Source organism: Anaerococcus obesiensis ph10 (genome assembly GCF_000311745.1).
GTDB classification, from domain to species: Bacteria; Bacillota; Clostridia; order Tissierellales; family Peptoniphilaceae; genus Anaerococcus; species Anaerococcus vaginalis.
In genome coordinates this window covers 663,958-690,333 of the sequence record NZ_HE978531.1, presented here as the reverse complement: position 1 = coordinate 690,333, position 26,376 = coordinate 663,958, and the positions used below count along the sequence as shown (strand labels likewise).

At 29.9% G+C, this 26,376-nt stretch carries 19 protein-coding genes and 5 pseudogenes; 22 read left to right on the top strand and 2 right to left on the bottom strand.

The features are described 5' to 3' along the window. From HGAG_RS10530 to HGAG_RS11935, 16 genes and pseudogenes are all read left to right on the top strand, one after another. Nucleotides 1-1,389: recombinase family protein (locus tag HGAG_RS10530; protein ID WP_019117943.1), on the top strand; the 1,389-nt coding region annotated here is incomplete at its 5' end. A 25-nt stretch (nucleotides 1,390-1,414) separates the two neighbouring features. Further along, the gene (locus tag HGAG_RS03490) at nucleotides 1,415-2,170 is read left to right on the top strand and encodes a hypothetical protein (protein ID WP_019117942.1); all 756 of its coding nucleotides are present in this window, start codon (nucleotides 1,415-1,417) and stop codon (nucleotides 2,168-2,170) included. Nucleotides 2,171-2,777: 607 nt separating this feature from the next. Further along, nucleotides 2,778-3,431 (top strand): response regulator transcription factor, encoded by a 654-nt coding sequence (locus tag HGAG_RS03480; RefSeq protein ID WP_019117940.1) that lies wholly within the window; start codon nucleotides 2,778-2,780, stop codon nucleotides 3,429-3,431. Next, the gene (locus HGAG_RS03475; protein ID WP_019117939.1) at nucleotides 3,419-4,291 is read left to right on the top strand and encodes a sensor histidine kinase; all 873 of its coding nucleotides are present in this window, start codon (nucleotides 3,419-3,421) and stop codon (nucleotides 4,289-4,291) included. Before HGAG_RS03480 ends, HGAG_RS03475 begins: the two co-directional genes overlap by 13 nt. A gap of 89 nt (nucleotides 4,292-4,380) precedes the next feature. After that, entirely contained in the window at nucleotides 4,381-5,058 is a 678-nt protein-coding gene (locus HGAG_RS03470) for an ABC transporter ATP-binding protein (protein WP_019117938.1), read from the top strand. After that, nucleotides 5,021-7,522, top strand: a complete 2,502-nt coding sequence (locus HGAG_RS03465; RefSeq protein ID WP_019117937.1) for an FtsX-like permease family protein — start codon at nucleotides 5,021-5,023, stop codon at nucleotides 7,520-7,522. Before HGAG_RS03470 ends, HGAG_RS03465 begins: the two co-directional genes overlap by 38 nt. Nucleotides 7,523-7,535: 13 nt before the next feature. Then, nucleotides 7,536-7,795, top strand: a pseudogene (locus tag HGAG_RS10525) (hypothetical protein). Between the two features lie 167 nt (nucleotides 7,796-7,962). Beyond that, nucleotides 7,963-8,025 (top strand): annotated as a pseudogene (locus tag HGAG_RS12480) (23S rRNA methyltransferase); the annotation flags it as partial. A 638-nt stretch (nucleotides 8,026-8,663) separates the two neighbouring features. Beyond that, nucleotides 8,664-9,185, top strand: coding sequence for a hypothetical protein (locus tag HGAG_RS03455; protein ID WP_019117935.1), 522 nt, complete (start codon nucleotides 8,664-8,666; stop codon nucleotides 9,183-9,185). A gap of 300 nt (nucleotides 9,186-9,485) precedes the next feature. Beyond that, the gene (locus HGAG_RS12290) at nucleotides 9,486-9,608 is read left to right on the top strand and encodes a hypothetical protein (protein WP_019117934.1); all 123 of its coding nucleotides are present in this window, start codon (nucleotides 9,486-9,488) and stop codon (nucleotides 9,606-9,608) included. 309 nt (nucleotides 9,609-9,917) lie between these two features. Next, complete coding sequence (locus HGAG_RS03445; RefSeq protein ID WP_019117933.1) at nucleotides 9,918-10,220, top strand: hypothetical protein; 303 nt, start codon at nucleotides 9,918-9,920, stop codon at nucleotides 10,218-10,220. Nucleotides 10,221-10,854: 634 nt separating this feature from the next. After that, nucleotides 10,855-11,505: a response regulator transcription factor gene (locus tag HGAG_RS03435; RefSeq protein WP_019117931.1), complete on the top strand. Its 651-nt coding sequence runs from the start codon at nucleotides 10,855-10,857 to the stop codon at nucleotides 11,503-11,505. A 1-nt stretch (nucleotide 11,506) separates the two neighbouring features. Next, nucleotides 11,507-12,367 carry a sensor histidine kinase gene (locus HGAG_RS03430; protein ID WP_019117930.1) on the top strand — a complete coding sequence of 287 codons (861 nt, stop codon included), beginning with the start codon at nucleotides 11,507-11,509 and terminating at the stop codon, nucleotides 12,365-12,367. Between the two features lie 52 nt (nucleotides 12,368-12,419). After that, entirely contained in the window at nucleotides 12,420-13,100 is a 681-nt protein-coding gene (locus HGAG_RS03425) for an ABC transporter ATP-binding protein (protein WP_019117929.1), read from the top strand. Further along, nucleotides 13,093-15,529: pseudogene (locus HGAG_RS10520) on the top strand (ABC transporter permease). Before HGAG_RS03425 ends, HGAG_RS10520 begins: the two are co-directional and overlap by 8 nt. Before the next feature lie 94 nt (nucleotides 15,530-15,623). Continuing rightward, nucleotides 15,624-15,804: pseudogene (locus tag HGAG_RS11935) on the top strand (hypothetical protein). A gap of 485 nt (nucleotides 15,805-16,289) precedes the next feature. On the opposite strand, the gene HGAG_RS03415 reads toward HGAG_RS11935, so the two are convergent. After that, nucleotides 16,290-17,777 (bottom strand): helicase HerA-like domain-containing protein, encoded by a 1,488-nt coding sequence (locus HGAG_RS03415; protein ID WP_019117928.1) that lies wholly within the window; start codon nucleotides 17,775-17,777, stop codon nucleotides 16,290-16,292. Between the two features lie 571 nt (nucleotides 17,778-18,348). On the opposite strand from HGAG_RS03415, the pseudogene HGAG_RS11930 reads away from it, so the two are divergent. Beyond that, nucleotides 18,349-18,657: pseudogene (locus HGAG_RS11930) on the top strand (GNAT family N-acetyltransferase); the annotation flags it as partial. A 435-nt stretch (nucleotides 18,658-19,092) separates the two neighbouring features. Here the strand turns inward: HGAG_RS11930 and HGAG_RS03405 are convergent. Continuing rightward, the gene (locus HGAG_RS03405; RefSeq protein ID WP_019117925.1) at nucleotides 19,093-20,085 is read right to left on the bottom strand and encodes a helix-turn-helix domain-containing protein; all 993 of its coding nucleotides are present in this window, start codon (nucleotides 20,083-20,085) and stop codon (nucleotides 19,093-19,095) included. A gap of 160 nt (nucleotides 20,086-20,245) precedes the next feature. On the opposite strand from HGAG_RS03405, the gene HGAG_RS03400 reads away from it, so the two are divergent. From HGAG_RS03400 to HGAG_RS03380, 5 genes are read left to right on the top strand one after another with little or no spacing between them, the layout of a single operon-like run. Beyond that, a complete protein-coding gene (locus HGAG_RS03400) occupies nucleotides 20,246-22,000 on the top strand; it encodes an ABC transporter ATP-binding protein (protein ID WP_019117924.1) in 1,755 nt (584 codons plus the stop codon). Next, nucleotides 21,984-23,705 carry an ABC transporter ATP-binding protein gene (locus HGAG_RS03395; RefSeq protein ID WP_019117923.1) on the top strand — a complete coding sequence of 574 codons (1,722 nt, stop codon included), beginning with the start codon at nucleotides 21,984-21,986 and terminating at the stop codon, nucleotides 23,703-23,705. Before HGAG_RS03400 ends, HGAG_RS03395 begins: the two co-directional genes overlap by 17 nt. A 10-nt stretch (nucleotides 23,706-23,715) precedes the next feature. Further along, on the top strand, nucleotides 23,716-24,300 hold the full coding sequence (locus tag HGAG_RS03390; RefSeq protein WP_019117922.1) for an MptD family putative ECF transporter S component: 585 nt from the start codon (nucleotides 23,716-23,718) through the stop codon (nucleotides 24,298-24,300). Further along, complete coding sequence (locus HGAG_RS03385) at nucleotides 24,300-24,989, top strand: energy-coupling factor transporter transmembrane component T family protein (RefSeq protein WP_019117921.1); 690 nt, start codon at nucleotides 24,300-24,302, stop codon at nucleotides 24,987-24,989. Before HGAG_RS03390 ends, HGAG_RS03385 begins: the two co-directional genes overlap by 1 nt. Continuing rightward, nucleotides 24,983-26,347, top strand: coding sequence for an ABC transporter ATP-binding protein (locus HGAG_RS03380; RefSeq protein WP_019117920.1), 1,365 nt, complete (start codon nucleotides 24,983-24,985; stop codon nucleotides 26,345-26,347). The genes HGAG_RS03385 and HGAG_RS03380 overlap by 7 nt, the downstream gene beginning before the upstream one ends. The last annotated feature ends 29 nt before the right edge of the window (nucleotides 26,348-26,376 follow it).

The following is a 26,376-nucleotide window of genomic DNA, read 5'->3' as shown; positions in this document are numbered from 1 at the left end:
TTACTATTAACAATATTAAGTTCAGTAGCTCAACAAGAAGTAGAAAACACCTCAGCCCATGTAAAAAAAGGACTGAAAATGAAAATGGAAAAGGGGGAGCTTATTGGCTTTCAAGGTTGCCTTGGATATGATTATGACCCTATAACAAAAAGTATCTCTATAAATGAAGAAGAAGCTAAAATTGTCAGATATATCTTTAAAAGATATTTAGAGGGCAATGGTGGCTCAGTCATTGGCAGGGAACTAGAAGAGCAAGGATATCTCACCCCTAGAGGTAAAACAAAATGGTCTGATACTACAGTGTTAGGAATAATTAAAAATGAAAAGTATATTGGCGATATACTAATGGGAAAGACCTTCACAGTTGATCCCATAACAAAAAGAAGACTAGCAAACTTTGGTGAATCTGATAAATATCACATTGAAAATCATCACGAGCCAATTATATCAAGAGAAGATTTTGAAAAGGCACAAGAGATTAGACTCAGGAGAGCACAAAATAGAAACACCATTGCTAATAAGGATAGAAAAAGAGAGAAACTATCAAGACAATACGCTTTTTCAAGTATGCTGGAATGTGGATTTTGTGGAGAAATACTTTCAAGAAGAACTTGGCACACAAGTTCAACTTACAAAAAAATTAACTGGCAATGTGTAAGGTCAACAAAAAAAGGTAAAAAATATTGCCCTCATTCAAAGGGAATACAAGAAGCGGCAATAGAAAAAGCTTTTGTTGAAAGCTATAGGCAATTATGCCATGCAGATTCAACAGTAATAGATGACTTTTTAAAAATTGTAGAAGAAGAAATAAATGATAATACTTTAGTCAAAGATTTGAAAAAGTTAGAAAACCAATTAAATAGAATCATTAGTCAAGAAAGAAAGTTAGTTGATCTTCATTTGGAAGATAGTATAGACGAAGTAGTTTATGCTAAAAAGTATAAAAAACTGACAAAACAAAAAGAAGAATTACTTGATGAAAAGAAAACATTGGAACTAACAATAAAAGATGAAAACTCTATTAAAGAAAGACTAAAGCAATTTAAAAAGGTGTTAGAGAATAGAGAAATTATAGAAGAATTTAACAGAACAGTATTTGAAAGCATAGTTGATAAAGTCGTGGTTGGCAGAATCGACAAAGACGGAATCGTTCATCCTTATGACTTAACATTCTATTTCAAAACAGGAGTTAAATATAGTCAAGATTCAAATAATTTTAAAGATAAAAGAAAAAATGCCAAAGACAATGATATTAATAAATTGTGCTCCTACAAGAATGACGAGGATAATAAATTATGTTCCCAAGCAAAAGACAACACATGTGGAGAGTGTCGTATTGATGTCAAAATGAGATTTAGTTTAAATTTTATAAAACTAAATAACTGGTAAATTATATATTAACTAAAGGATAATAATGAGCTTTTTAGAATTTAAAAATAAATTTATAAATAACGTGATAAATCAAAATAATAATATAAATATACAGAATCTTAAAAATTCTTTAAATAAAATACCTTTGATATTAAAAAATATGGAAGGGAATAGACTCATAATGATTAGGGATTTAATCTGTGATGAAACAATAGGTTTCAATTATATATCAGAAGATATATCTTGCAAATATGATTTTTTTGGAAATGAGCTCATAGTAGGAATAATATCACCTGACTGGTCTAAAGGATGGAGGAACATATCATCAAATAAATATATTTCTGAAATTATATCTGATTATATGTATTTTTTAAATCAATACGTGTATAGAAGTTATTTTATTAATATTATTGGAGCATTAGCTTTAGTATATGGTAAATCAAGCTCATTTTTTGGACAATCAATGTTTAGATACAGTCACTATAATATAGATAAAGATTATAAGAAATTTACAGATACTATCAATAGAAAATATAATAATCTTAATACGAATTATAGAATGTTTGTTTATATAATGAGCAAAATTAATGCACTTGACCCTTACGTAAATAGAGCTATTTTTTACTATTCTAAATCTTTAGGATTAATTACTAATTTATTTGAAGAAGAGGCAATTATTTGCCTAGATAATTGTATTGATATAATAATTCAGTTTATAAAAATAAAAGAGAAATTACCTACAAAAAAAGAAAAGATATGCATAGATTTCTTAAGGAAGTTTTATATATTAACGATTTAAATATTAAATACTTAGATTATATATATGATTTAAGATGCGATTTTGGTGCTCACCCTGCTAAGAGTTTATGGTGGGATTTTAATGAGATTCATATGAATAATTATGAAGATATTATATATAATGTTCGCCTCATTTTAATTAAATTCATAGAATATGAATATTCAAATAGAATAGTATTAAAAAAACCTATATCTTGGTATGAATGGTTTATGGATAATTGTGATTTAATATATGACTTTATTTGATTGTAATTGATATCATTAGAAAATTTATAATAAATACGTAATATTATTACTTAGAGACAATACTAAATTCTTCATGTAAAAGTTCGCTGACTAAATATCGTAATACAAACGCTTACCGTTAAGTCATAGTTAGATAGGGACGCATTATACAGTTTTAAATTCATAATGTTATACGGTATAAAAAGTTTTAAATTTAGTAAAGTAATTGAATAGATAGTATTTCTAAAATGCCAATAAATATTGGCAGTTGTTAAGTTATTGACCAATTTCATATTTATGTATTTAGTTAATTGAATGGTTATTTTAATAAAAATGATTTTATTCTGCTATAATTAGGGTTGTAACTGAGGGAGAGCATTTCATTGAAAAAGATATTAATAATTGAAGATGATAATAATTTAAATAAAGGACTTTCTATAGCTTTAAATAAAGACTATGAAGTTTTTTCTGTAAACACAATTAGTGAAGCTAAAAATTTTATTGATGATGCGGATTTGATTTTACTTGATATGAACTTACCAGATGGAGATGGGCTTGAAATAATAAAATATACTAGAGAAACTTCATCAATTCCTATTATAGTTTTATCTGCCATAGATCTAGAAGCATATATCATTTCAGCCATAAATTTAGGGGCAGACGACTATCTAACAAAACCTTTTTCTTTGGGAATATTAGAAGCAAAAATAAAAAGAGCCTTCGAAAAAATAGCATTTAGTGATTTAAATCTTTATAAGAAAGATGGTCTAGACTTTAATTTCAATGAAAATACTTTCTATGTAGACAATAAAAATATAGATCTCACAAGGACAGAGACAAAAATTTTATACTACATGATAAAAAACAAGTCTCAAGTTATTACTAAGGAATTACTTTTTGATTTTGTTTGGGGAATAGATGATGAATTTATTGATCAAAATACATTGAGCGTCAATATTTCTAGGATACGAAATAAATTAAAACCCTATGACCCAATAGAAACAGTCTTTGGAGTTGGATATAAATGGAAATTTTAATAGGTCTTTTAGTAATTATAATTGGAATTCTTTTATATAAATATATTACCTTGAGAAATGAAATGCTTGAACTTTCAGACTATATTGATAAGGCTTTGGATGGAAATTTAGAAATCACAGAATTTGATGAAAAGGAATTATCTAAAATAAAATCAAAGCTCATTAAGTTTTTGTATGTCAGCCAAGTAAAAGAAGCGAAAATAAATATAGAAAAAAGTAAAACAAAAGATTTAATAGCAGATATATCACACCAAACCAAGACACCCATTACCAACCTTTCTTTATACATCAGTCTTTTAGAAGATGATCCGAAAGATGAGTATCTTGAAATTATAAAGTATGAACTTAATAAACTAGAATTTTTAATTCAAAACCTAGTAAAATCTTCTAGGCTTGAATCAGATATTATTTCCTTACAAAAACATCAAGCAAATTTAAAAGACATAGTAGAAGATGTTTTGAGAGAATTTAAAGTAATATTATATGAAAAATGTATAAGCATAGATTTAAAAGCCGAAGACTTAATTTTCAATTTGGACGAAAGATGGCTCAAAGAAGCTATCCACAATTTAGTAGATAATGCTATAAAATACTCGCCCAATGGTTCTACTATTAATATTTCAATTTATAAATCTTACCTAAACTATAATCTAGACATAGAAAATGAGTGCAAAGACATATCAGAAGAAACTTTGCCAAAGATATTTGAAAGATTTTATAGAGGAAAAAATTCAGTTTCCAAGGACGGTTTGGGTTTAGGTCTATATATAGCCAGAGAAATTATAGAAAAACATGGTGGAAATATAAGAGCGTCTTTGGATGAAAATAGAATAAAATTTTCAGTAGACTTCCCCTTGTGAGAAGTCTTTTTTCTTACAAAACTGTAAGAAGTTTTGTAAGTACTTTGTAAGATGTGAATGTTAATATTAAATGTAAAGAGGTGATATATATGTTAAAAGTAGAAAATTTAAAAAGATATTATAAAACAAATGACGTGGAAGTAAGAGCTCTTGATGGAGTATCTTTCGATGTTGAAAAAGGAGAATTTATTTCTATAATAGGAGCATCTGGATCTGGTAAATCAACCCTATTACATTTATTAGGAGGACTTGATTATCCTACAAGCGGAAAAGTTTTAATTGATGATACCGACATTTATGCATTGAAAGATGATGAGAGAACAATTTTTAGAAGAAGAAATATTGGTTTTGTCTTTCAAGCATATAATCTTTTGCCAATGTTAAATGTGTATGAGAATATAATTATTCCCTTTGGTCTAGATGGGGATGTGGTAGATGAGAAATATGTTGATTCCGTAATAGACATTCTAGAGATAAGTGATCAAAAATATAAAATGCCAAACGAATTATCTGGTGGACAGCAACAAAGAGTTGCCATAGCAAGAGCCTTGGTTACTAAACCATCTTTAATTCTAGCTGACGAACCTACAGGAAATTTAGATTCAAAATCATCTTCCCAAGTTGTTTATTTACTAAAAAAGATTAATAAAGAGCTTGGAAATACTATTCTTATGATCACTCACGATGATGCTGTCGCTCAAGCTGCAGAAAAAACTTTAAGGATAGAAGATGGAAGGCTGGTGGGAAATAATGAAAGTCAAAAATAGAGCTTATATAAGAAGTCTTGCAAAAAACATTTTAAATGCGAATAAAAGTAGGAGAAATATTCTCTTATTAGCCATTGCTTTGACTTCTATACTATTTACAAGTCTGTTTTCTGTAGCCTTAGGTTTAGGAAAAAGCATGGAAACCCAAACAATGAAAACTATTGGAACAATCAGCCACGGATCTTTTAAAGAACTTTCTGACGAAGATGTAGAAATATTAACCCATGATAAGGATATAAAGGATTTTTCAGTTAGAGAGAAAGTTGGGATTCTTGATGATAAAAAAGTTATGGCAGAACTATCTTATATGGATAAGAAAGGATTTGAATGGTCGCTAATAGAAAAAGTTAAGGGGAAATTTCCTGAAAAAGAAAACGACGTATTTATAGATATAGCAACTGCAAAAAAGTTAGGTTATAAAGGAGAAATTGGAGAAGAGATAGAAGTTCCTTTCACTATAGAAAAACCTTACACAGGAGAAATTATTGAAAAGAAAAGTGATAAATTTATTATATCGGGGACTTTTCAAAATCCTATTGACTCCAATGTTGGTGTAGGTCAAATCTATTTATCAAAAGCTTATGTAGATAAATTATCCCTTCCAGAAAATAATAAAGATTTGGAGGTAATACTAAAAAATTCCTTTATGATAAGGGATAAACTTATAAAAATTGCAGAGAGAAACAGCTATAAAGTTGTAGATAATCCTGGAAATTTATCCGATAAGGAAATAAGGATTGGTGTTAACTTTGCGTATCTTTTATCTGGTGATTCTAGTTTTGATTTTAATACATTTCTACCCTTCTTATCTTTTTTGATTTTGGTAATGGTCGCAGGATACTTAATAATAAACAATATTTTTAAGATATCCGTAAATGAAGATATTAAACTTCTGGGGCTTTTAAAAACAATTGGAATGACAAAGCCACAAATCAAAAGGCTTATTCATCTTGAGTCTTTAGCAGTAGCACTTCCTTCAATAATAGTTGGAGATATAGTAGGAATTTCTATCGGAAAAATCATTTTAAACAAAATATTTGCAAATAATGATATGTTAACGGATGTAAAATTATCGCTCACGGTAATAATATTAATTATCTTATTTTCGACAGTCTTTACTTTGCTTACAGTATTTCTATCGGTGATGAGACCTGCAAGATATGCAGCAAAAGTTTCTCCAATAGATGCCAGCAAATACAACGAAACCATGATAAAAAAGAAATATAAAAGTGATAATATTTCTCTTGGCAAACTTGCTAGAAGGCAAGTATTTTCCAATAAATTTAGATTTATCTCCATAGTTCTTTCCATTAGTCTATCTGCAGTTATTTTAAATAGCGTTTTAACTTATACAGGCAATATTGATCTAGAAAAGGGAATTTCTGATGTAATCGTAACTGACTATAATATAGCAAGCCCAAAATATTTTAGATATATGTACTTAGATAGTGAGTATGGAATTGACAAAAAGTATATTGATGAAATAGAAAAACATAAGGGTTATAAAAGTGGGGGAGCTTTATACTCCTCTGGTTATGAGCACACTTATCCAAAAATTAAAATAGAAGATAACAAAGTTGCACCACTTCTATTTGGTATGGATGACTACTTAATAAACAAACAAAAATTTATAGACGGAGACTTCGATAAAGAAGAATGGCAAACAGGAAATTATATTATCATAGGAGAATATGGAGATAAAAAATCTGCATTTAAATCTGGTGATAAAATAAAAATCAATGTTAATAATAAGGTCAAAGAAGTCCAAGTTATGGGAAAAGTTGAGTATAATTTTTCAAATGGTCTTAGATATTTCCCTGTAATTAAGGAAGATATAAACGACGAATCTAGTCCTACTTTAAGTTTGGAATACATTTATATGAAGCCGAATGAGTATAAAGAGCTCACAGGAGATAAGAGTATAATGTCCTATGGATTTGATGTAGAAGATAGCGAAAAGGAAAATTTTGATAAGTTATTAAAATCTTTTGAAAATGAACCGGAATTTTCCTACGATTCAAGGGATCTTCAAATCAAATCTACAATGGAATTCAAAAACCTAATAGAATTTGCTGGTTACAGTCTATCTATAGTGTTATTCTTAATATCTGTACTGAATTTTATAAATGTTATTGCTACTGAAATTTTGAGAAATATGGTTAACTTATCAATCCTTGAAGCAATTGGAATGACAAAGAAAAATATTAAAAAATATTTGGTGAAAAAGAATTTGATTTATTCTTTATGTGGCTTAGTATTTTCTTTCATCATTATGCTTCTTGTAGATAAATTTATCTTGATGGATTTTATGGAACAGACTCAGTGGACTTCCTATAAATTTGTAATCACGCCACTTATACTTGTAAACTTAGTAAATATAATCATTGGGATAATATTTACAGGTAGGTTCTATGAAAAGCATAGCCAAAACAGTCTTGTAGATAGAATTAGAAGTTTAGAATAATAGAGGAGGTTTTATGAAAGAAAATTTAAGCAAGAAGATATTTCTACTTGGACTCGTAATATTTGTCATTTCTTACCTACTTCCAGTAGATATATTTTATAGCTGTACCACAGTCTAAGACCAACTGGACTCACATCAATGTTTGTCTGCCCAATTATTGGATTAATAGGTTTAATATTTGGGGTAAAGGAAAAGGACAGATTATTTATAGTATTGAATATTATGTTAATCTTATTACTGCCTATAGCAATGTTTGTAGGTCATCTAATATAAGTAATGCGACTAAAACAAGAAAATAATAATCTAAACAGCTCTTTTGAGGGCTGTTTTTTCTTAGTTCTAAAATGATATAATAATTATAAGATGCTTATTGATTAACATGTTCCCACATACAAGGCTTTTGAAAAAATTACAATTTTATCCATACTGACCACTCAAGCCACGTGGAGACGGTAGCACTTTTGTCTAAACTTGATGTCGATAAACACATAAGTGTTAAAATATAGCTGGATTTGACAAGTGCTGAAATTAAAGCAAAATATAAGCAAATCAAAAAGATGTACTGTTTAGATGATAGAAGTGCAGAATGAACAAAAAAATTACTAGCATTTATGATATATGTAGAAGATAAAATCAAGTAATATTGTTTAACGAAGAAATAAATCAATAATTTATTCATTTTGAAAAAGTGAGTGGATTATTGGAGAAATTTGTTTATTTTGCAATTATCATTATGACAATAATTGCAAGAGAGTATACAAAGTTTTTAATTCGACGCGGATGAATTTAATGACCTATAACATATTCAGGGTATTGATCGTAGCATTTTTAATTATATATATTTTTTGTATATTATAAAAATAATATGTGGTAAAACTATAGTGATGATCTGTTTGATGAAAGTACCATAAAAAGTAATATTTTAGTTCCCCAACGGAGGAGGAAAATAACAATGAATGGTAACGTATTAACAGATGAAGAATTGATGCTGTTAGAGCAAAATAGAAAGCTATAATCAGAGGAAAGTTAACACTGATAAATTTCTAAAAATTTTCTTAAAATAATCAATAATTCAAATTCCAGTTTGTAGAACTCAGTAAAACAAATTCTGATTGATGTGGCAATAAAGGAGTGAAATAAAATGATTTACGAACCCGAAAATCTAAAAAATAAAAGAGCAATATATGAAAAAAGAGATAAATGGCTTATCCGATTGGCCTTGCTATTTTGGGCGGTACTGCTATTTATTTATGTGAACATAGCTCCCTATGTAAAATCAACAATTGGCTTTTTAGGCGTTATCGTTGGTGGTATTGCCGTTATTAGTATTGTTTATCTCTTTACTGTATTCTTTGTTTTAATGCTTAGAGGACGTCAATTCAGAAAACTGAATAACGATATTGTAAAAGAATATCAAGAAAATAAAAACGGAGAACTCTTTTTAGAGAAACTTCTTGCAATAGATACGAAACCTAAAGAAATGCAGGATGAAATGATATGGTATCTCAATATTGCAACTGCATTTAATGTGTTAGGTAAACGAAATGAATGTATTGTTTTATTTAAACAATTAGAAGAAGTTGCAACAGAAAAAGAGAAAGAATATATTCAAAATAGAATCAAATTTGTGCAAGAACAATCAGAAAAAGACGATACTCATTAAGAGTTACAATAAAATTAACAAAGACGGGATATAGTCAGATGTATTGTACTATTCCCCATGTTATTTTTAGTGTAATATCAAGGCCCATTCAATCGTGGTAAAATAAATGGTTTTCTATACTTTAAAACGCTTGAGAGTATGGTATTGATGCCAATGAAATAAAATAACAAGATATAAAAGTGTTGAAGCAGGTGGCTTTTAGGATATTTTAAAGAAATCTTAAAAGCTATTTTTCTATTATATCTAAAGAAATATTTATGCGAGTCAAAGAAGAAATGGATAGACGATCTAATATGGTAAATGGCAAAGGAAAGAGAAGAATTAATTCAAGCAAATACACACTTTCAAGTATTGTCTACAGCTCTAAACGCAGAGATATCTAAAAGCATTAAATTAAAAGAAATAATAAAAAAGAATATTTAAAAAGCCATAACGGGTGATGGAAGTAGCCAGATAGAAGAAATCACAAACGATATTACAAAAAATATCAAAATACCCTAAAAGAATCACAATAAGAGCAAACGAAAAAGAAATACTTTTAAATATAAAAATAAAAGACGAAAAAATTATCCCATATATAAAAAACCAATACAAAGATTCAACTTACAACATTAACCTAATAAATAAAAAAGAAAAAATAAAAAATATTTCAGGCAAAGATTATCTCATATATAATCTATTAGGAAAAAAATTCAAAATATTTATGAACGAATTTTACCAAGAACGAGAAAAATGTTGAATTATCGAACTGAACTTATGCCTGAAACTGTTAGTGGTACAAAAAATGAAAATGCAGCCTATGTGTTTTCTGATTTTTATATAAGCAATGAAGATATTGAAGATAGTGAATTATCATCAATATTTGAAACATTTGCAAAGGGCGGAATTTATAAAGATTGTTGTTTTGGGAACTCATGTACACATGCACTGGTTAGACAAAAAAAGCTTATGAATAGAAATATTGAAAAATCAGAAGGGATAACTTTCATTGTAGGAAAATTAAAAGAGCCATATATAGTGCAAGTAATAGGTTAAATAAATGATGAATTGCAAATAATATTGCGACACCTAAACCAAACTAAGTTCGTGCATAAATAAATCAAATGGAGTTGGGTCTGTAAATAATTTTGTGTATCAACCTAAATCCTGACATGATATGTACCCTCTTTACTGGACAAATCAGTAAGGAGGGTATTTTTATGAAATATATCTATGAGTTTAAAAAAAACTGTATAGAATTATATAAACAAGGTAATGGTCTGATACACCTAGAGGTATCAACAAATATTACTTCCGTAACTACATAAGAAGATGGAATAATTTAGTAGAAACACATGGAATTGAGGTATTAAAGCATAAATCTCATATATATCCATAAATTTTGTAATTGTTAACCCATGAATAAAGTTGTCCGGGATTAATACCGATTTCAATTGCTACAGACCTTATTGTTTTCCTGCTAGCACTTTGCTTACTATTTCTAATTTCTCATCAGTTGTCCACTTGATATTATTTCCATGTTTTAAAATTTCTGGACCAGGAAGTTCTTCTCAAAGAGATGGTAGGTCTTTTTTATTAATTTTATATTACAATTAATTTTGTTTAATTTACTATATTATTAATGGTATACTGTGAATATGACTATTAAAATTCAATTAAGAGGATAAGAATGAAAAATATTTTAATCATAGAAGATAATAAAGAGATAGCGTTACAAATGGAAAAGTATTTGGTTAATAATGGTTATGATGTAGAGATTGCATCGTCTTTTTACGAAGCGACCTATAAGATGAATGTAGATATGGATGTGGCACTATTGGACATAAATCTACCAGATAAAGATGGTCAGCATTTGATAGAGAGATTAAAAGATAAGGACATAAGAGTTATTGTAACAACTGTAAAAAATGATGAAGATTTTATAGTTAAAGCCCTTGATCAAGGAGCAGACGACTATTTAACTAAACCATTTTCCCTTGCAATATTAAGAGCAAGAATTGATGCGGTTTTAAGAACAATACCTCTAAGTCAAGACAAAAAAATTACTCACAAGGATATCAAAATAGATTTAAATGATTCAAAAGTTTATTTTAAAGGTAAGCAAATAGAGCTAACTTCACTTGAATATGAAATCCTAGTCTTATTTATCAAAAATCCTCACAGGGTTTTCACAAGAAGCCAACTTTTAGAAATGTTTTGGGAAGATAGGGATAAGTTTGTAAATGACAATACTCTCACATCAACTATTAAGAGAATAAGAGAAAAAATTGATAGAGAAGTTATTACTACTGTCAGAGGAATCGGATATAGGATGGATTGAGATGCTATATATATTTTGGATAATAAGTCTTTTACTTCTTTATTATTTTTTAGAATCAAGAAAGAAAAATAGAATAAATGAGCTTATAGATCTGATAGAAAATATGAAAAATCAGGACTACAAAATTCCTATGAAGCAAGATGATTTTTCAATTTTGGAAGATAAAATTTATAAGCTTTTTATAGAAATAGTAGAAGCCAAAGAGACAAGCACTAGAAATAGTGAAAAGCAAATAGAATACCTAGAAGATATTGCCCATCAGATAAAAACTCCAATTACTTCTATGATTTTTTCTATAGAAAATTTAGAGTTGGACTATCCAGATAGTAGAGATATAGAGATTTTAAAAAGACAACTCTTAAGATTAAACTCTTTATCAGATATTTTACTCAAACTATCAAGCCTTGATGCAAATAAAGATTTAATGAAAGAAGAACAAATTCGTTTGGATGAATTAGTAGATTATGCTTTAGATAGCTTAGACTTAAAGAGATCTACTAGTGTAGAAAGAAGGAAGAGTTTAAAGGAAAATAGTATTTGTGGAGATTTTTATTGGCTGGCAGAAGCTATCATCAATATTATAAAGAATGCTGTTAATAGACCGACTTGTGACAAAATTGTGCTTTCATCATACAAAAATCCACTCTATACAAGCTTAATTATTGAAGACAATGGCGGTGGAATAGAAAAAGAGAATATAAAAAAAATCTTTAAACGATTCTATAAAACGCCCGACTCAAATGGTTTTGGAATTGGCCTTGCTATGGCAAAGACAATTGTCGAGAAAAACAACGGGGATATTTCTGTTTCAAATATAGATTGTGGAGCAAGATTTGAAATAAAATTTTACAATGTCACCTAAAAATCACTTTACTTTTATATGCTTACCTTGACATAAGAAAAAGGAGGCAAGTATGGAAATTTTAAAAGTAGAAAATTTAAGAAAAGAATACGGCGAGGGTAATTCCAAGGTAGTGGCCCTAGATGGAGTTGACCTTACAATAGAAAGAGGCGAATTTGTCGCTATTGTTGGACCAAGTGGGTCTGGCAAATCTACACTTTTGCATATCATAGGAGGAGTAGATAGTCCAGATGATGGCAAAGTTTATATAGATGGTAACGACATCTCAAAGTATTCTTCAAAGGAATTAGCCTACTTTAGAAGAAGAAAAGTCGGACTAATCTATCAATTTTATAATTTGATTCCCAACTTAACGGTTCGTCACAATATAGAACTTCCATTAAAACTTGATAAAAGAAAAATAAATCAAGATGAATTTTCAGATATAGTAAAAAAACTGGGTATAGAAAGTAAACTTGACTCTTTTCCAAGTGAGCTTTCAGGAGGTCAGCAGCAAAGAGTTGCCATAGCTAGAAGTCTTATCTACAATCCATCTATAATATTAGCGGATGAACCAACAGGTAATTTGGATAGAAAAAATTCTAAGGAAATAATTGAAATTTTTAAATATTTTAACAAGACTTTAAAACAGACGATTATCCTAATCACCCATGACGAAGAAATAGCCTTACAAGCAAATCGAATTATTACAATAGTCGATGGAAAAATTGTAGGAGATGAGAAACATGAATAAGAAGAATTTTCCTATTTTCATCTCATTATTTATTGTAAGTCTGTTTTTTACTGTGGTTTTTTATTACGGATATACAAATATGAAGGCTAACTATGGTTATTACATGGCTTCAAGCTTTTATCATGGAGAGATTAGAGAAGAACTTTCAAATGAAGATGTTGAAAAACTAAAGTCCATTGAAGATATAGATTTGGTCGGAAAAATGTCTCTTAATTCTGATAATGGAAAACTTGCTGACGATTTAGTAGTTATTAACTACCAAGACGAAGCAATCAATAAGATGAGGGAGTATTCAAGACTTATTGAAGGCAGATTTGCTGAAAAGGAAGATGAGATTGTACTATCTAAAAGCCTTGTAGAGAAAAACAAACTTAAAATAGGCGACAAGCTAGAACTTGATTTGGGCAAAAGGTTTTTAAATGGCGAAGAGATAGGTCCCACAAGTGCAAATACTGACAGGGAAAAATTTGAGAGACAAGGCTCTAAAAGCTTTACTTTAGTTGGTGTTTACGGAGATGTCTACAACAAGTACAGTAGACTAAGTTTTGCTCTTGGGCTACAAGATAAAATTACCACCTTCAGAACCTTTATTAAAGTTTAATTCTTTTGAAGAAGCTTATAAGAATAGAAATAAGATACAAAGTGAAATAAATAATACACTTGGTAAAAATGTTAATTTAGAATTTTCCGAAAGTCTCATAAATTATTACGGAGTGGAAAACGAACCCTTACAAAATATAATGAGCCAGGCTGTTCTTGTTCTATCAGTTCTTGGATGTATAGCGATCTTTGTGTTTTTTATTAAAAACATCTTTTGGGTTTGGGGGCTTAGGAAGATTAGAGAGCTTTCTATTTATAAGTCCATAGGATCTACCAATGGACAAATTTATCTCTTACTTCTAAAGGAAGGACTTGTTACAACTGCAATTCCAATACTCTTAGGACATCTCGTAGGATTTTTCTTTATGTATTGTTTGTATAAAAACATAACAATAGGTGAAGGAGTAAGTGCCTTTGAAGTGATGCAATTTAATCCCTTATTAAGTTTGGCAATACTTGTAGTTTCCTTTGTGATTGTGGCATTAGCCATTAAATCCCCTGCGAAAAAGATTTCTAAAATAAATATTATAGACGGCATAAGAGGAAATATAGATTTTTCAAAATCAAAGAAGAAAAGAGCCAAAGATTTTTGGAAGGAATTAAAGCTCAACAACTTAGCTTCAATAAAATCACAACGATATATTTCTGCAATAGGGATAATTATAATTTCGGTTTTTATAATCATCATAGGCATCTCAACATATTACAGAGATTTTTCGCATTACGATGCTGGCTATAATTTTTCCGTGGACTATTTTAGTGAAAATAACCAAGTCCCAAAAATATTAAAAGAAATTGTAGATAAAATTCCTAACGAGAAGTCTTATATTTCAAAAGATAAATATGTTCAAGTGGAAAATACAAATGAATTCTCAAAAAAAGCAAAGGCAGCTGGATTAGATGAAGAAGCGAGAAAGAATATTAAAAAATATAAGGCAAAGGGTATGGATGGATTTATCATCGCCTTGGAAGAAAAAGACTTAAAAGAACTTGGAGGAAAGAAGGGTGAATTTGTACTCTACAATACAATTCAAGAAGATTCTTCTATTCCAATAGCAAAGGCAAAGAGAATTCCATATTATGAAAACCCACAGACTTTAGACATTAACTTTGAAAATGATTATAAGAAGACTATTAAAATTTCAAAGACAATAACAGATTTGGGAAAATATAAGTCAAGAACAATGCCTTTTGATGTAAAAGTTTATACAGATTTTGACACTTATTTTAAACTTATGGAAGAAGCAGGTGATGAGATGTATACGGAATATGCCTATACTTTAAATATGAAGATAAAAGATTCTGATACCAAAGATGTAAAAGAATATGTAGAGGCCATGATTAGAAGTAAAATCTCACCAGAAGATCGCTTTAATATCACAACAGGTGAGGAGACCGCAAAAAATGAATATAATGATTTGAAAAGTCTAATAAAAATTGTAATAGGAATTGCATCAATCATCTTTGTACTAAATATCACCAATGGATACTCATCCATTAATTTAAGTCTTATGAGCAGAAAAAAAGAAATCGGAAGTCTCTACTCATGTGGTATGGATGTGGATGAGTTAAAGAGTATTTATCAAAAAGAATTTATTGGAGAACAGGTAAAATCCTTTATAATTTCTATTATGGTTAGCTTAGGAGTTATGTTTATAATATCGATAATCGCTTCTGATTTAAGAATGAGTACTTTAATAAAATATTATGACTACAAAAGCTTCCTAGGATTCTCACTAGTCGTCTATGGTATTAACCTAATCATCTATCATTTTTCTTTAAAGAGAATTTTAGACAGACCGACCATAGATTTAATTCGAACAATATAATTTCAAAGTAAGAGAAGTATATTAAGAAAAAAGTAAAAAATTATTTGTAGTTGGAATCGCAATTTTTGCTCCTTCTTACCTACTTCCAGTCGATATGTTTGAAAGCTATACCAGTATAAGACCAACTGGACTCACATCAATGTTTGTCTGCCCAATTATTGGACTAATAGGTTCAATATTTGGGGGTAAAGGTAAAGGACAGATTATTTATAGTGTTGAATATTATGTTAATCTTATTACTGCCTATAGCCATGTTTGTAGGTCATCTAATATAAGTAATGTAACTAAAACAAGAAAATAATAACCTAAACAGCTCTTTTATGGGCTGTTTTTTCTGCGCTTAAGAATGATATAATAGATCATAAGATGAATACTAATTGGACATATTTCCACATACGAGGCTTTTGAAAAAAATTAAATTTTATCCATACTAATCACTCCAGCCATGTGGAGAGTGTAGTGTTTGTATCAAAACTTAAAGAAAAATAATTGTAAAAACCAAGTAGTACTGAGATTTTTAGGAAATCTTGAAAATTTTTCATTTGGTTATTTAATGATTTTCAGAAATTTATCCACGGATAGGTCAACCGAGAAATCGCTAGGGTTGAGTTTCTAGATAGATATCGATGAGTTGTGGCTGTGAGATAGATATTGCAGAAATTTCAAATTTGAGATGAAAAAATTATTATTAGAAAATATCAAACACATTTAAGAATTAAGAAAATATATTAAGGCAGGACTTTGTTCCTGCCTTTTTATCTTATCGTCTTTTTTTAATGGAACCTAGGAGGCCTCTTGCGATTTCACGACCAATGGTTCTCGTAATGGTGCCGAGCATGGAGTCGATGCCCTTATCGACGTAAGTCTTTTGTCTGCGGCTGGATTTTTGTGCTTTTTCGAATTCTTTTTTTTGAGCATCAAGTTCTTTCTGTCTTTCGGCGTCTATTTTTTCTTTTTCAGCTTTCAACTTTTCTCTTTCAATTCTTTCTAAAAGAATTTCGTAGGCGGATTCTCTGTCGATAGGATCCTTGTACTTTGTATAAAGTGGAGAAGAATCAACCAAGTCTTTGTACTCCTCATCAGTTAGTGTTGAAAAGGATGAGTGCGGTGGAAGAATCAGTGCCTTGTCTGCCACAGTTGGTGCACCACTTTCATCGGCAAATGAAACCAATGCTTCTCCGGTCCTAAGATTTATGATTTCTTCTTTTATATCCATGGATTCATCTTGTCTAAATGTGTCTGCAATAGCGTTTATCGCCTTTAGTTCCTTTGGAGAATAAGCCCTTAGTTGATGGACGATTCTGTTGGAAAGTTGTGATGAAACGGATTCTGGTATGTCGAGAGGATTTTGTGTGATGAAGAAGACGCCCACTCCTTTACTGCGCACGAGACGAACGACTTGGATAATCTTGTCTTGTAAAACTTTTGGTGTGTTGTTAAATAGTAAATGCGCTTCGTCAAAGAAAAATACAAGCTTAGGTTTGTCCAAATCTCCAAGTTCTGGGAAGTTTTCATAGATTTCTGAAAGCAAGTATAGGAGAAGCATGGAGTAGAGAAGTGGATTTGAGATCAATTTCGTAGCATTTAAAATATTTACAACACCCTTACCACTTGGATCTGTTCTAATAAAATCGCCGATGTTTATCGCAGGCTCTCCAAAGAATAAATCTCCTCCGGCATCTTCAATAAACAAAAGCTTTCTAGAAATTGCAGAGAGACTTTGACTAGCCACATTGCCGTAAGTCCTACTAATCTCGTCTCTATTTTCACCGACAAAATTTATCATCTGTTTAAGATCCTTTAAATCGATTAATAGAAGACCCTCACTGTCGGCAACTTTGAAAATAATATTTAAAACCCCAGCCTGCGTATCGTTTAGGTCTAAAATATTTGCGAGCATAAGAGGCCCCATCTCTGAAACAGTAACCCTAAGTGGAATTCCTTTTTCACCGTAGATATCCCACATATTTACAGGATAATTTTTAAAATCAAAATTAGAAATACCAAGTTCTTCAAGCCTTGAATTTAATTTGTCATTCATCTTGCCAGGCTTTGAAATATTTGCAAGATCGCCCTTCACATCCGCTAGAATGGTCGGAACTCCAGCGTCAGAGAGACCTTCCGTAAGCACCTTTAGAGTTACGGTTTTTCCAGTTCCAGTAGCACCGCTGATCAGTCCGTGTCTATTTATTTTATTTAAAAGAATATAATTTTCCTTATTCCCATTACCAATCAAAATTTTGTCCATGAGAACCTCCTTTTATATTTGATTTAATTATAACATAATAAATTAATATATAGACGAAAACCTGAATATAAATATATCCTGAAAAAGATGTAAAAGAGTTATCATTTACACATTTAACAAGTAAAAAATTTCAAAATACAGAAAATTAAGACGAAAGATTAGCTAGGTTAATAAGATGAGAAAGAATATATAATTTCATCGTTGGCACTGAGTATTATAACTATTAATTAGCTTATAATCATTGATTTGTGCTAAAATAATTTTAGCCTCATCCAGATTCTCAATGCAAAGCCTTCGGATAAGAGTATTTCAATTTGCTAGTTGTGGAATTGATGAGAAGATAATTTTCATTTAAAGAGGAAGAATTCAAGGTGATAAAATGTTAACTATAAAAAATATGAGTAAAACTTATAATGTTGAAAAACTTACAGAAAATGATATTGAAACCATATACAGATTGTGCCAAGGAAATAAGTTATATTATCGTTACTGCCAGGCAGAAATAAGTAGAGAACAAATCTTAAGAGACCTTTACCTAAGACCTTAAGGAGTAAATGAAGATAATAAATATTATTTAGGATTTTTCAAAAATGAACTTTTAGTTGCTGTTTTAGATATTTTAGATGCTTATCCAGACGAAGAAACTTGTTTTATTGGCTTTTTTATGGTAAATATTTTATACCAAGGTCAAGGTATCGGATCTGAAATTATTGGAAGTGTTCTAGATTATGTTAAAAAAATAGGAAAATCAAAAGTTCGCTTAGGCATTGACAAGGCAAATCCTCAGTCAAAAGCTTTTTGGAAAAAGAATGGCTTTAAGATTATCAAAGAAGTAGAAAGATCAGGCGGAACAATTTTACTTGCAGAAAAAATACTTTAGTAGGTATTAATTAATTTAGATAAATATATATTATTTTTTTAGAGTACTAAGTTTATGTCAAGTCCATAATTTTGTGTAAAATTTACTAGCACAATATTATGGACTTTACTTTCTTACTATAATAAAAAATTAACAAAATATTAATAAAATTATAATATAGATTTAAAAACATTTTGAAATTATATTGTTTAGGAGGGGAAAATTAAAAATAGGGTTAAAATTTCTTTTAAAAGAAAAGTTTGTATCTGTAAATAATTTTGTGTGTCAACCTAAATCCTGAGATTGATGTGTACCCATAAAACTGGACACAAAATTATTTACAGCCCCTCTTCGGACTTCCTTAATTTTTTTGTCCATTTTTTAAATCAAATTTATTCAGACCACACAAATATATAAAATCATATAAAATAAATGCATATAAATAGAAAAATTAGTTTAATCACAATAATCGCATTTTAAATTATGATCCTTGCAAGCTAAATTACGAACATCACTAGGAAGTTTTCCTTTATATCTTTTGTAATAAATGGAAAATTTGCTATGGGATGTGTATCCAACAGATTCTGCAATTTCCTTTATAGGTAGTTCGGTATTTAAGATAAGAGTTTCAGCTACATTCATTCTTTTTCTTTGGGTGTATTCTGTAATGCTTTGACCATATTTTTCTTTGAACAAATTTTTTAATTTTGTTCCGCTCATTTTAGATATTTTTTCAAGGGTTTCTTGATTTACATTCATAGCGAAATGATCATCCAAGAATCTTACTACATCTTCAAGTGCTTTATTATCATCAGATTCAATTTTATATTTTTTTCTATTTAAGTAGGTATCTATTACTATACTTACCCATTCATTTGCTTTGGCTTTAAAGAAAAAATCAGCGGCAGGAGAGTTCATCTTACAATTTAATATTTCCATTGCCACTTTTTCTAAGGCCTTTGTAAGTATAATTTGATTAGTTTGAAGTAAGGTCGAATAAAAAGATTCTGGATTAATGTTAATCGATAATAGGTGTTTTTCTAAAAGTTCTCTTTTAAAGCCTATAGAAACAGCAAGATAATAAGAATTCTCGTGTAATAAAAATAGAAAGTCATCTTTTATATTATCAAAATCAAAAGTACATAAAGAGTTTGCGGTAATAGTTTGATATGGACTAAACTTTTCTCCGTTTGCACTGACAATGTAACTTGAATAAATTGAAACATAGTCTGCCATACTATAGGTACTATTTTGAATCACTTCCTCTCTGATATAAAAATCATGGACATCAATAATAAATTCATCTCCTTCATAAAACCAATATAGACCATCTGCATAATTTGAATCATTTTTATTCCAACAAAAAGTGTGCCCTGCACTTGAATACTTCTTATTGTTTTTACATTCATCTACTTTCATATAATCTTTTACAAAATCATAGTAACTCATAATTCACATATCCCTTTTAGACAATATTCCAATTAGCTTTATTAATTCAAAACTATTGTATTATTAATTATAGCCGATGTATAATAGAAAAGCAATGATAGTTATTATCAACTAAGAAAATTTATATCTAAAAGGAACATCAAAGAAAGGAGATATGATTATGAAGATTTACAAAAAACTATTTGCTTATGTACAGGATAAAAAATATCTTGGGGTTTTAGCTATAGTTTTTTCTGCTATATCTGCTGCACTTACAGTATATGGATATTATTTAATCTACAAATTTCTAGATAAGTTAATAATTAATTCAAATTTATCAGGTGCAGAGAGCTTAGCATTAAAATCTGTTATTACACTAACAAGTGGAGCGATATTTTATTTTGTTTCAGGAATGTTTTCTCACGTATTGGGATTTAGGCTTGAAACAAATTTAAGAAAAAGGGGGATTGATGGCTTAGAGAAAGCAAGTTTTAGGTTCTTTGATTTAAATCCATCTGGTCAAATAAGAAAGATTATAGATGATAATGCCGCACAAACACATCAGGTTGTAGCCCACATGATACCCGATAGCTCTCAGGCAATAGTTACACCCGTGCTTATACTTGCACTTGGCTTTATAGTAAGTATAAGGGTTGGAATCACTTTACTTGCTCTTACAATAATTGGCGGATTAATTTTAGGGGCAATGATGGGCGAGCAAAAATTTATGAAGATATACCAAGAAGCCCTATCTAAACTAAGTGCTGAAACTGTTGAATACGTAAGAGGAATGCAAGTTGTAAAAATATTTAGAGCAAATGTAGAGTCATTTAAAAGCTTTTATAAGGCGATAAAAGATTACTCAAAATATGCTTATGATTATTCCCTATCTTGTAAAAAGCCTTATGTTTTGTATCAATGGTTATTTTTTGGTTTGATTGCAATTTTAATTATTCCTATAGTTTATTTTATGACAAGCTTAGCTAGCGCCAAGGTGATTTTACTTGAGCTTATCATGATTTTATTTTTATCGGGAGTTCTCTTTGTTTCATTTATGAGAATGATGTGGTACTCCATGTATATTTCTCAAGGAAATTATGCAGTAGATACTTTAGAGGCGCTTTACAAGGATATGCAAAAAGACAAATTAGTGCATGGTAATGTCAATAATTTTAAAAATTATAATATAGACTTTGACAATGTTAGCTTTGCTTACAATGATAAGGCTGTTATTGAAAATTTATCCTTTAAATTAGAAGAAGGAAAGTCCTATGCACTAGTCGGTTCATCTGGATCAGGCAAATCAACAGTAGCAAAACTTATATCAGGTTTTTACAATGTTAATGAAGGAAGGATAAAGATAGGTGGGATTCCAATATCTGAATATTCTGACGAAGCCTTAATTAAAGCTATCTCCTTTGTTTTTCAAGACTCAAAATTATTTAAGAAGAGCATTTATGACAATGTTGCTTTAGCAAATAAAGAAGCTACAAAAGATGATGTTATGATAGCTTTAAAATTAGCTGGATGTAATCTAATATTAGATAAATTTCCAGAAAGAGAAAATACTGTAATAGGCTCAAAAGGAGTTTACTTATCTGGTGGAGAAAAACAAAGAATTGCAATTGCTAGAGCGATTTTAAAAGATTCCAAAATTATTATTATGGACGAAGCCTCAGCATCTATTGATCCGGATAACGAGTTTGAATTGCAAAAAGCTTTCAAAAATCTTATGAAGGATAAAACAGTCATCATGATTGCACACAGGCTATCTACAATTAAAGATCTTGATGAAATACTTGTTATGGATAGTGGGAAAATTATAGAAAGAGGCTCTGACAAAAAATTAATGTCAAGAGATACAAGCTATAAGAGACTGCAAGAGATGTTTAACAGTGCGAATGAATGGAGGGTTTCAAATGAAGGAGTTTTATAAAAAAAGATTTGCTCTTACAGATAAAGGAGCAAGAAATTTAAGTAAAGCAACACTGTCCTCATTTTTCGTTTATTGTATAAACATGCTTCCTGCAATATTACTAATGATTTTTGCTCAGGAAGTTTTGGAAAATATGGGTAAAAGCAAGGGCTTTTATATAGTATTCTCAGTTTTGACCATGATAGCAATGTATATTTTGCTTTCTATAGAATACGATAAATTATATAGCACAACCTATCAAGAAAGTGCAGATTTAAGAATAAGGACAGCGGAGAATTTATCAAAATTACCTCTATCTTACTTTTCTAAACATGACATTTCAGACCTAGCGCAAACAATTATGGCTGATATTGAAGGTATAGAGCATGCAATGAGTCACTCAATACCAAAGGTGGGCGGCATGGCACTCTTCTTCCCACTAATATCCATCATGATGCTAGTGAGCAATGTCAAGATGGGTTTAGCTGTAATTATCCCAACAATATTAAGCTTTATATTCATACCCTTGTCTAAAAAACATTCAGTTAAGGGACAAAAAAGATATTATGACGCCTTGAGAGAAAACTCAGAAAGCTTTCAAGAAAATATCGAAATGCAGATGGAGATTAAAGCCTATGGCTTATCAGAGGAAATGAAAGAAAAGCTGTATGAAAAAATGGATAAAAGTGAAAAAGTGCACTTAAAGACAGAGTTAGTAAATATTTTAACTATGTCTATATCTTCAATATTTAGTTTTATTTCCCTTGCTGTCGTAATATTTGTTGGCGTAAATCTAATTATTAATAAAGAGATAAGTGCTCTCTACCTTGTAGGATATTTGCTAGCTGCTATGAAGTTAAAAGACTCTCTAGATGCATCTAAAGAAGGACTGATGGAGATATTTTATTTATCGCCAAAAATTGAAAGACTAAAAGAAATTGAAAATCAAGATTTACAAGAAGGCGATGACTATGAACTAAAAAAATTTGATATTGATTTAAAAAATGTTGAATTTGCTTACAATAAAGATGAAAAAGTATTAGAAGGCGTAAGTTTTAAGGCTAAACAGGGAGAAGTCACCGCTTTGGTAGGTGCAAGCGGATGCGGTAAAACAACTATATTGAAACTTATATCAAGACTTTATGATTATGATGAAGGACAAATTTTAATCGATGGCAAAGATATAAAAGAAATATCAACAGAATCCCTTTTTGATAAGGTGTCTATTGTTTTCCAAGATGTAGTTCTCTTTAATCAAAGCGTTATGGAAAATATTAGAATCGGAAAGCAAGATGCAAGCGACGAAGAAGTAAAAAGAGCAGCAAAACTTGCAAACTGCACAGATTTTATAGAAAAAATGGACAAGGGTTTCGATACAGTTATTGGTGAGAACGGTGCTGAGCTATCAGGCGGAGAAAGACAGAGATTATCAATAGCCAGAGCCTTCTTAAAAGATGCACCGATATTGATCTTAGACGAGATAGCAGCAAGCCTTGATGTTGACAATGAGAAAAAAATTCAAGAGTCTTTAAATAATTTAATTAAAGATAAAACTGTTGTCATCATTTCACACAGAATGAAATCCATAGAAAATGCTGACAAGATAGTAGTTCTTGAAAACGGAAAAGTAGAATGTGAAGGCAAACATGAAGAGCTTTTACAAAAATCAAAAGTTTACAAGAATTTAATAGAAAAAACAAAAATGGCAGAAGAATTTATTTATTGAGGGGATTAAAATGGACAATAAAAAATTAAAAGTAAAAGATTTAGTAAGCATCGGTGTTTTTGGCGTAATTTATTTCGTCTTGATGTTTGGAATTGGTATGATGGGAATGATTCCGATATTGTTTTTAATATACCCGACAGTATTAGCCATAGTTGCAGGAACTGTTGTTATGTTATTTATGACTAAGGTTCAAAAACCATGGGCACTATTTATATTCGGCATGATATCACCACTTGTGATGTTTGCTGCTGGACATACCTACGTAGTTGTAGTTCTATCGCTTATCGTTATGATAATAGCAGAGTTAATTAGAAAAATTGGAAACTATAAGTCATTTAAATATAATATGATATCTTATGCAATCTTCAGCACATGGATATGTAGCTCTTTAATGCAAATGCTTTTAGCAAAAGAAAAATATATGGAGATGTCTTTGATGATGATGGGAAAAGATTATGTTGATGTATTAGAAAAGTTAATAACTTATCCTCACATGGCTTTAGTAGCCTTAGGTGCTTTCTTAGGAGGAATTATTGGGGCATATATAGGAAAGGCTCTGTTGAAGAAACACTTTGAAAAAGCAGGCATTGTATAATGCCTACCTTTTCTTCAAATGCTCCCTTTAATCCCAATCCGATCTCTAAGATATTAGTCGTATTTATCGCAGGCTTAACTGTTATGCATAGCATAAACATCCGTTTTGAGCTAGCGATTGTTTGTCTTATTGGTATTTTGCTTTATTTGAATGGATACAAAAAAACACTTTTCAAATGGATTATTTTATGTGGGATACTTTACTCCTTGCCTAATTTTATGGTGTTATCTGAATTAAACCCTATAGTTAAGATGTTTTTTAGTATACCTATTGTAATTAGAATGTTTATTTTACCATTTATGGCGGCAAGCTTCATGATAAAGACCTCTGATGTAGGTACAATAATTTCATCGATGGATAAGATTAAGATCTCAAAGAATGTATCTATACCTATTGCGGTTATGTTTAGATTTTTCCCATCTTTTAGGGAGGAGAAGAAAAACATTAAAATGGCTATGAAAGTAAGAGGAATAAATTTTAAAAATCCAGTCAAATATCTTGAATATGTTTCTGTGCCACTACTAATTATATCTTCGAACATAGCAGATGACATTGCAAAAGCGGCGGAAACAAAGGCAATAGAAAATCCAATTGCTAAGACTAGATATATCCGTGTAAAGATACAGCTAATTGATTTTGTTTATGTTTTAATCATTATGGGGCTTGTTGTAGGAGGCTTAATATGGTAGAAGTTAAAAATCTAAGTCTTGATTATGGAAAAGAACATATATTAGACGATATATCACTATTGGTAGCCGAGGGAGAGTGCGTGCTATTAACAGGAAAAAGTGGAAGTGGTAAGTCATCTATAATAAATTCCATCAACGGACTAGCTGTAAGGTATGATAACGCAAAGACAAAGGGCGAAATAATTATTGATGGTAAAAATATAAAAGATTTGGAACTTTATCAAATCTCAATGCTTGTCTCAACTGTTTTTCAAAATCCTAAGACATATTTCTTTAATGTTAATACTACATTAGAATTATTATTTTATTTGGAAAATATTGGTCTTGCAAGGGAAGAGATGGACAGGCGTTTAAGTGATATGCTTGAAATATTTCCTATAAAAAATCTTTTGAATAGAAATATATTTAATCTATCCGGCGGTGAGAAACAAATACTTTGCATTGCCGCTTCTTATATAGCGGGCACAAAGATCATAGTTATGGATGAACCTTCTTCAAATTTGGATATTAAAAGCATAAGTGTTTTGACAAAGATGCTAAAGATATTAAAAGAAAAGGGCATAAGCATAATTGTAGCTGAGCATAGAATTTATTATTTGATGGACATGGTTGATCGTGTATTTTTAATAGATAAAGGCAAGCTTAAAAAAACTTATGCAAGAAGTGAATTTTTAAAGTTTGATAAAAATGAATTGAACGCTTTAAGTTTAAGAGATAAAGAATTATGCAAATTAGAAGTTACTTATCTAAAAGATGATGGAGAGTATCAGATAAAAAATCTTAGCTATAAATTTACTGATGATGATTGTTTAAGTGTAAAAAACATTTCTTTTAAGCTTGGTAAAATTTATGGCATAATAGGATCCAACGGACGAGGAAAATCAAGTCTATTAAGATGTTTAATTGGTCTTGAGAAAAAATCGAAAGAAGAAATTTATTTTAAGGGAGAGAAGCTATCTAAAAAAGGAAGACTCAAAAACTCTTCACTTGTTATGCAAGACGTAAATCATCAATTATTCACAGATGAAGTATTCAAAGAGCTTAGCCTTGGAGTAAAGAATTTTGATGAAGAAAAGGCGAAAATCATCTTAAAAGATTTAGGCCTGGACGAATTTATTGAAAGACATCCTATGAGTTTATCAGGAGGACAAAAGCAAAGACTTGCAATAGCATCTGTTATGTGTAAGGATTCTCCATTTGTCTTTTTTGACGAACCTACAAGTGGTATGGATTATTCCAATATGGAAAAAATATCTGAGCTAATAAAAAAATATAGAAATAAGGATAAAATAATTCTTATAGTTTCTCATGACATTGAGTTTTTAAACGAAGTTGCAGATGAGATTTTTGAATTGTAAAAGAAAGTCGGGTCTGTAAATGATTAAAT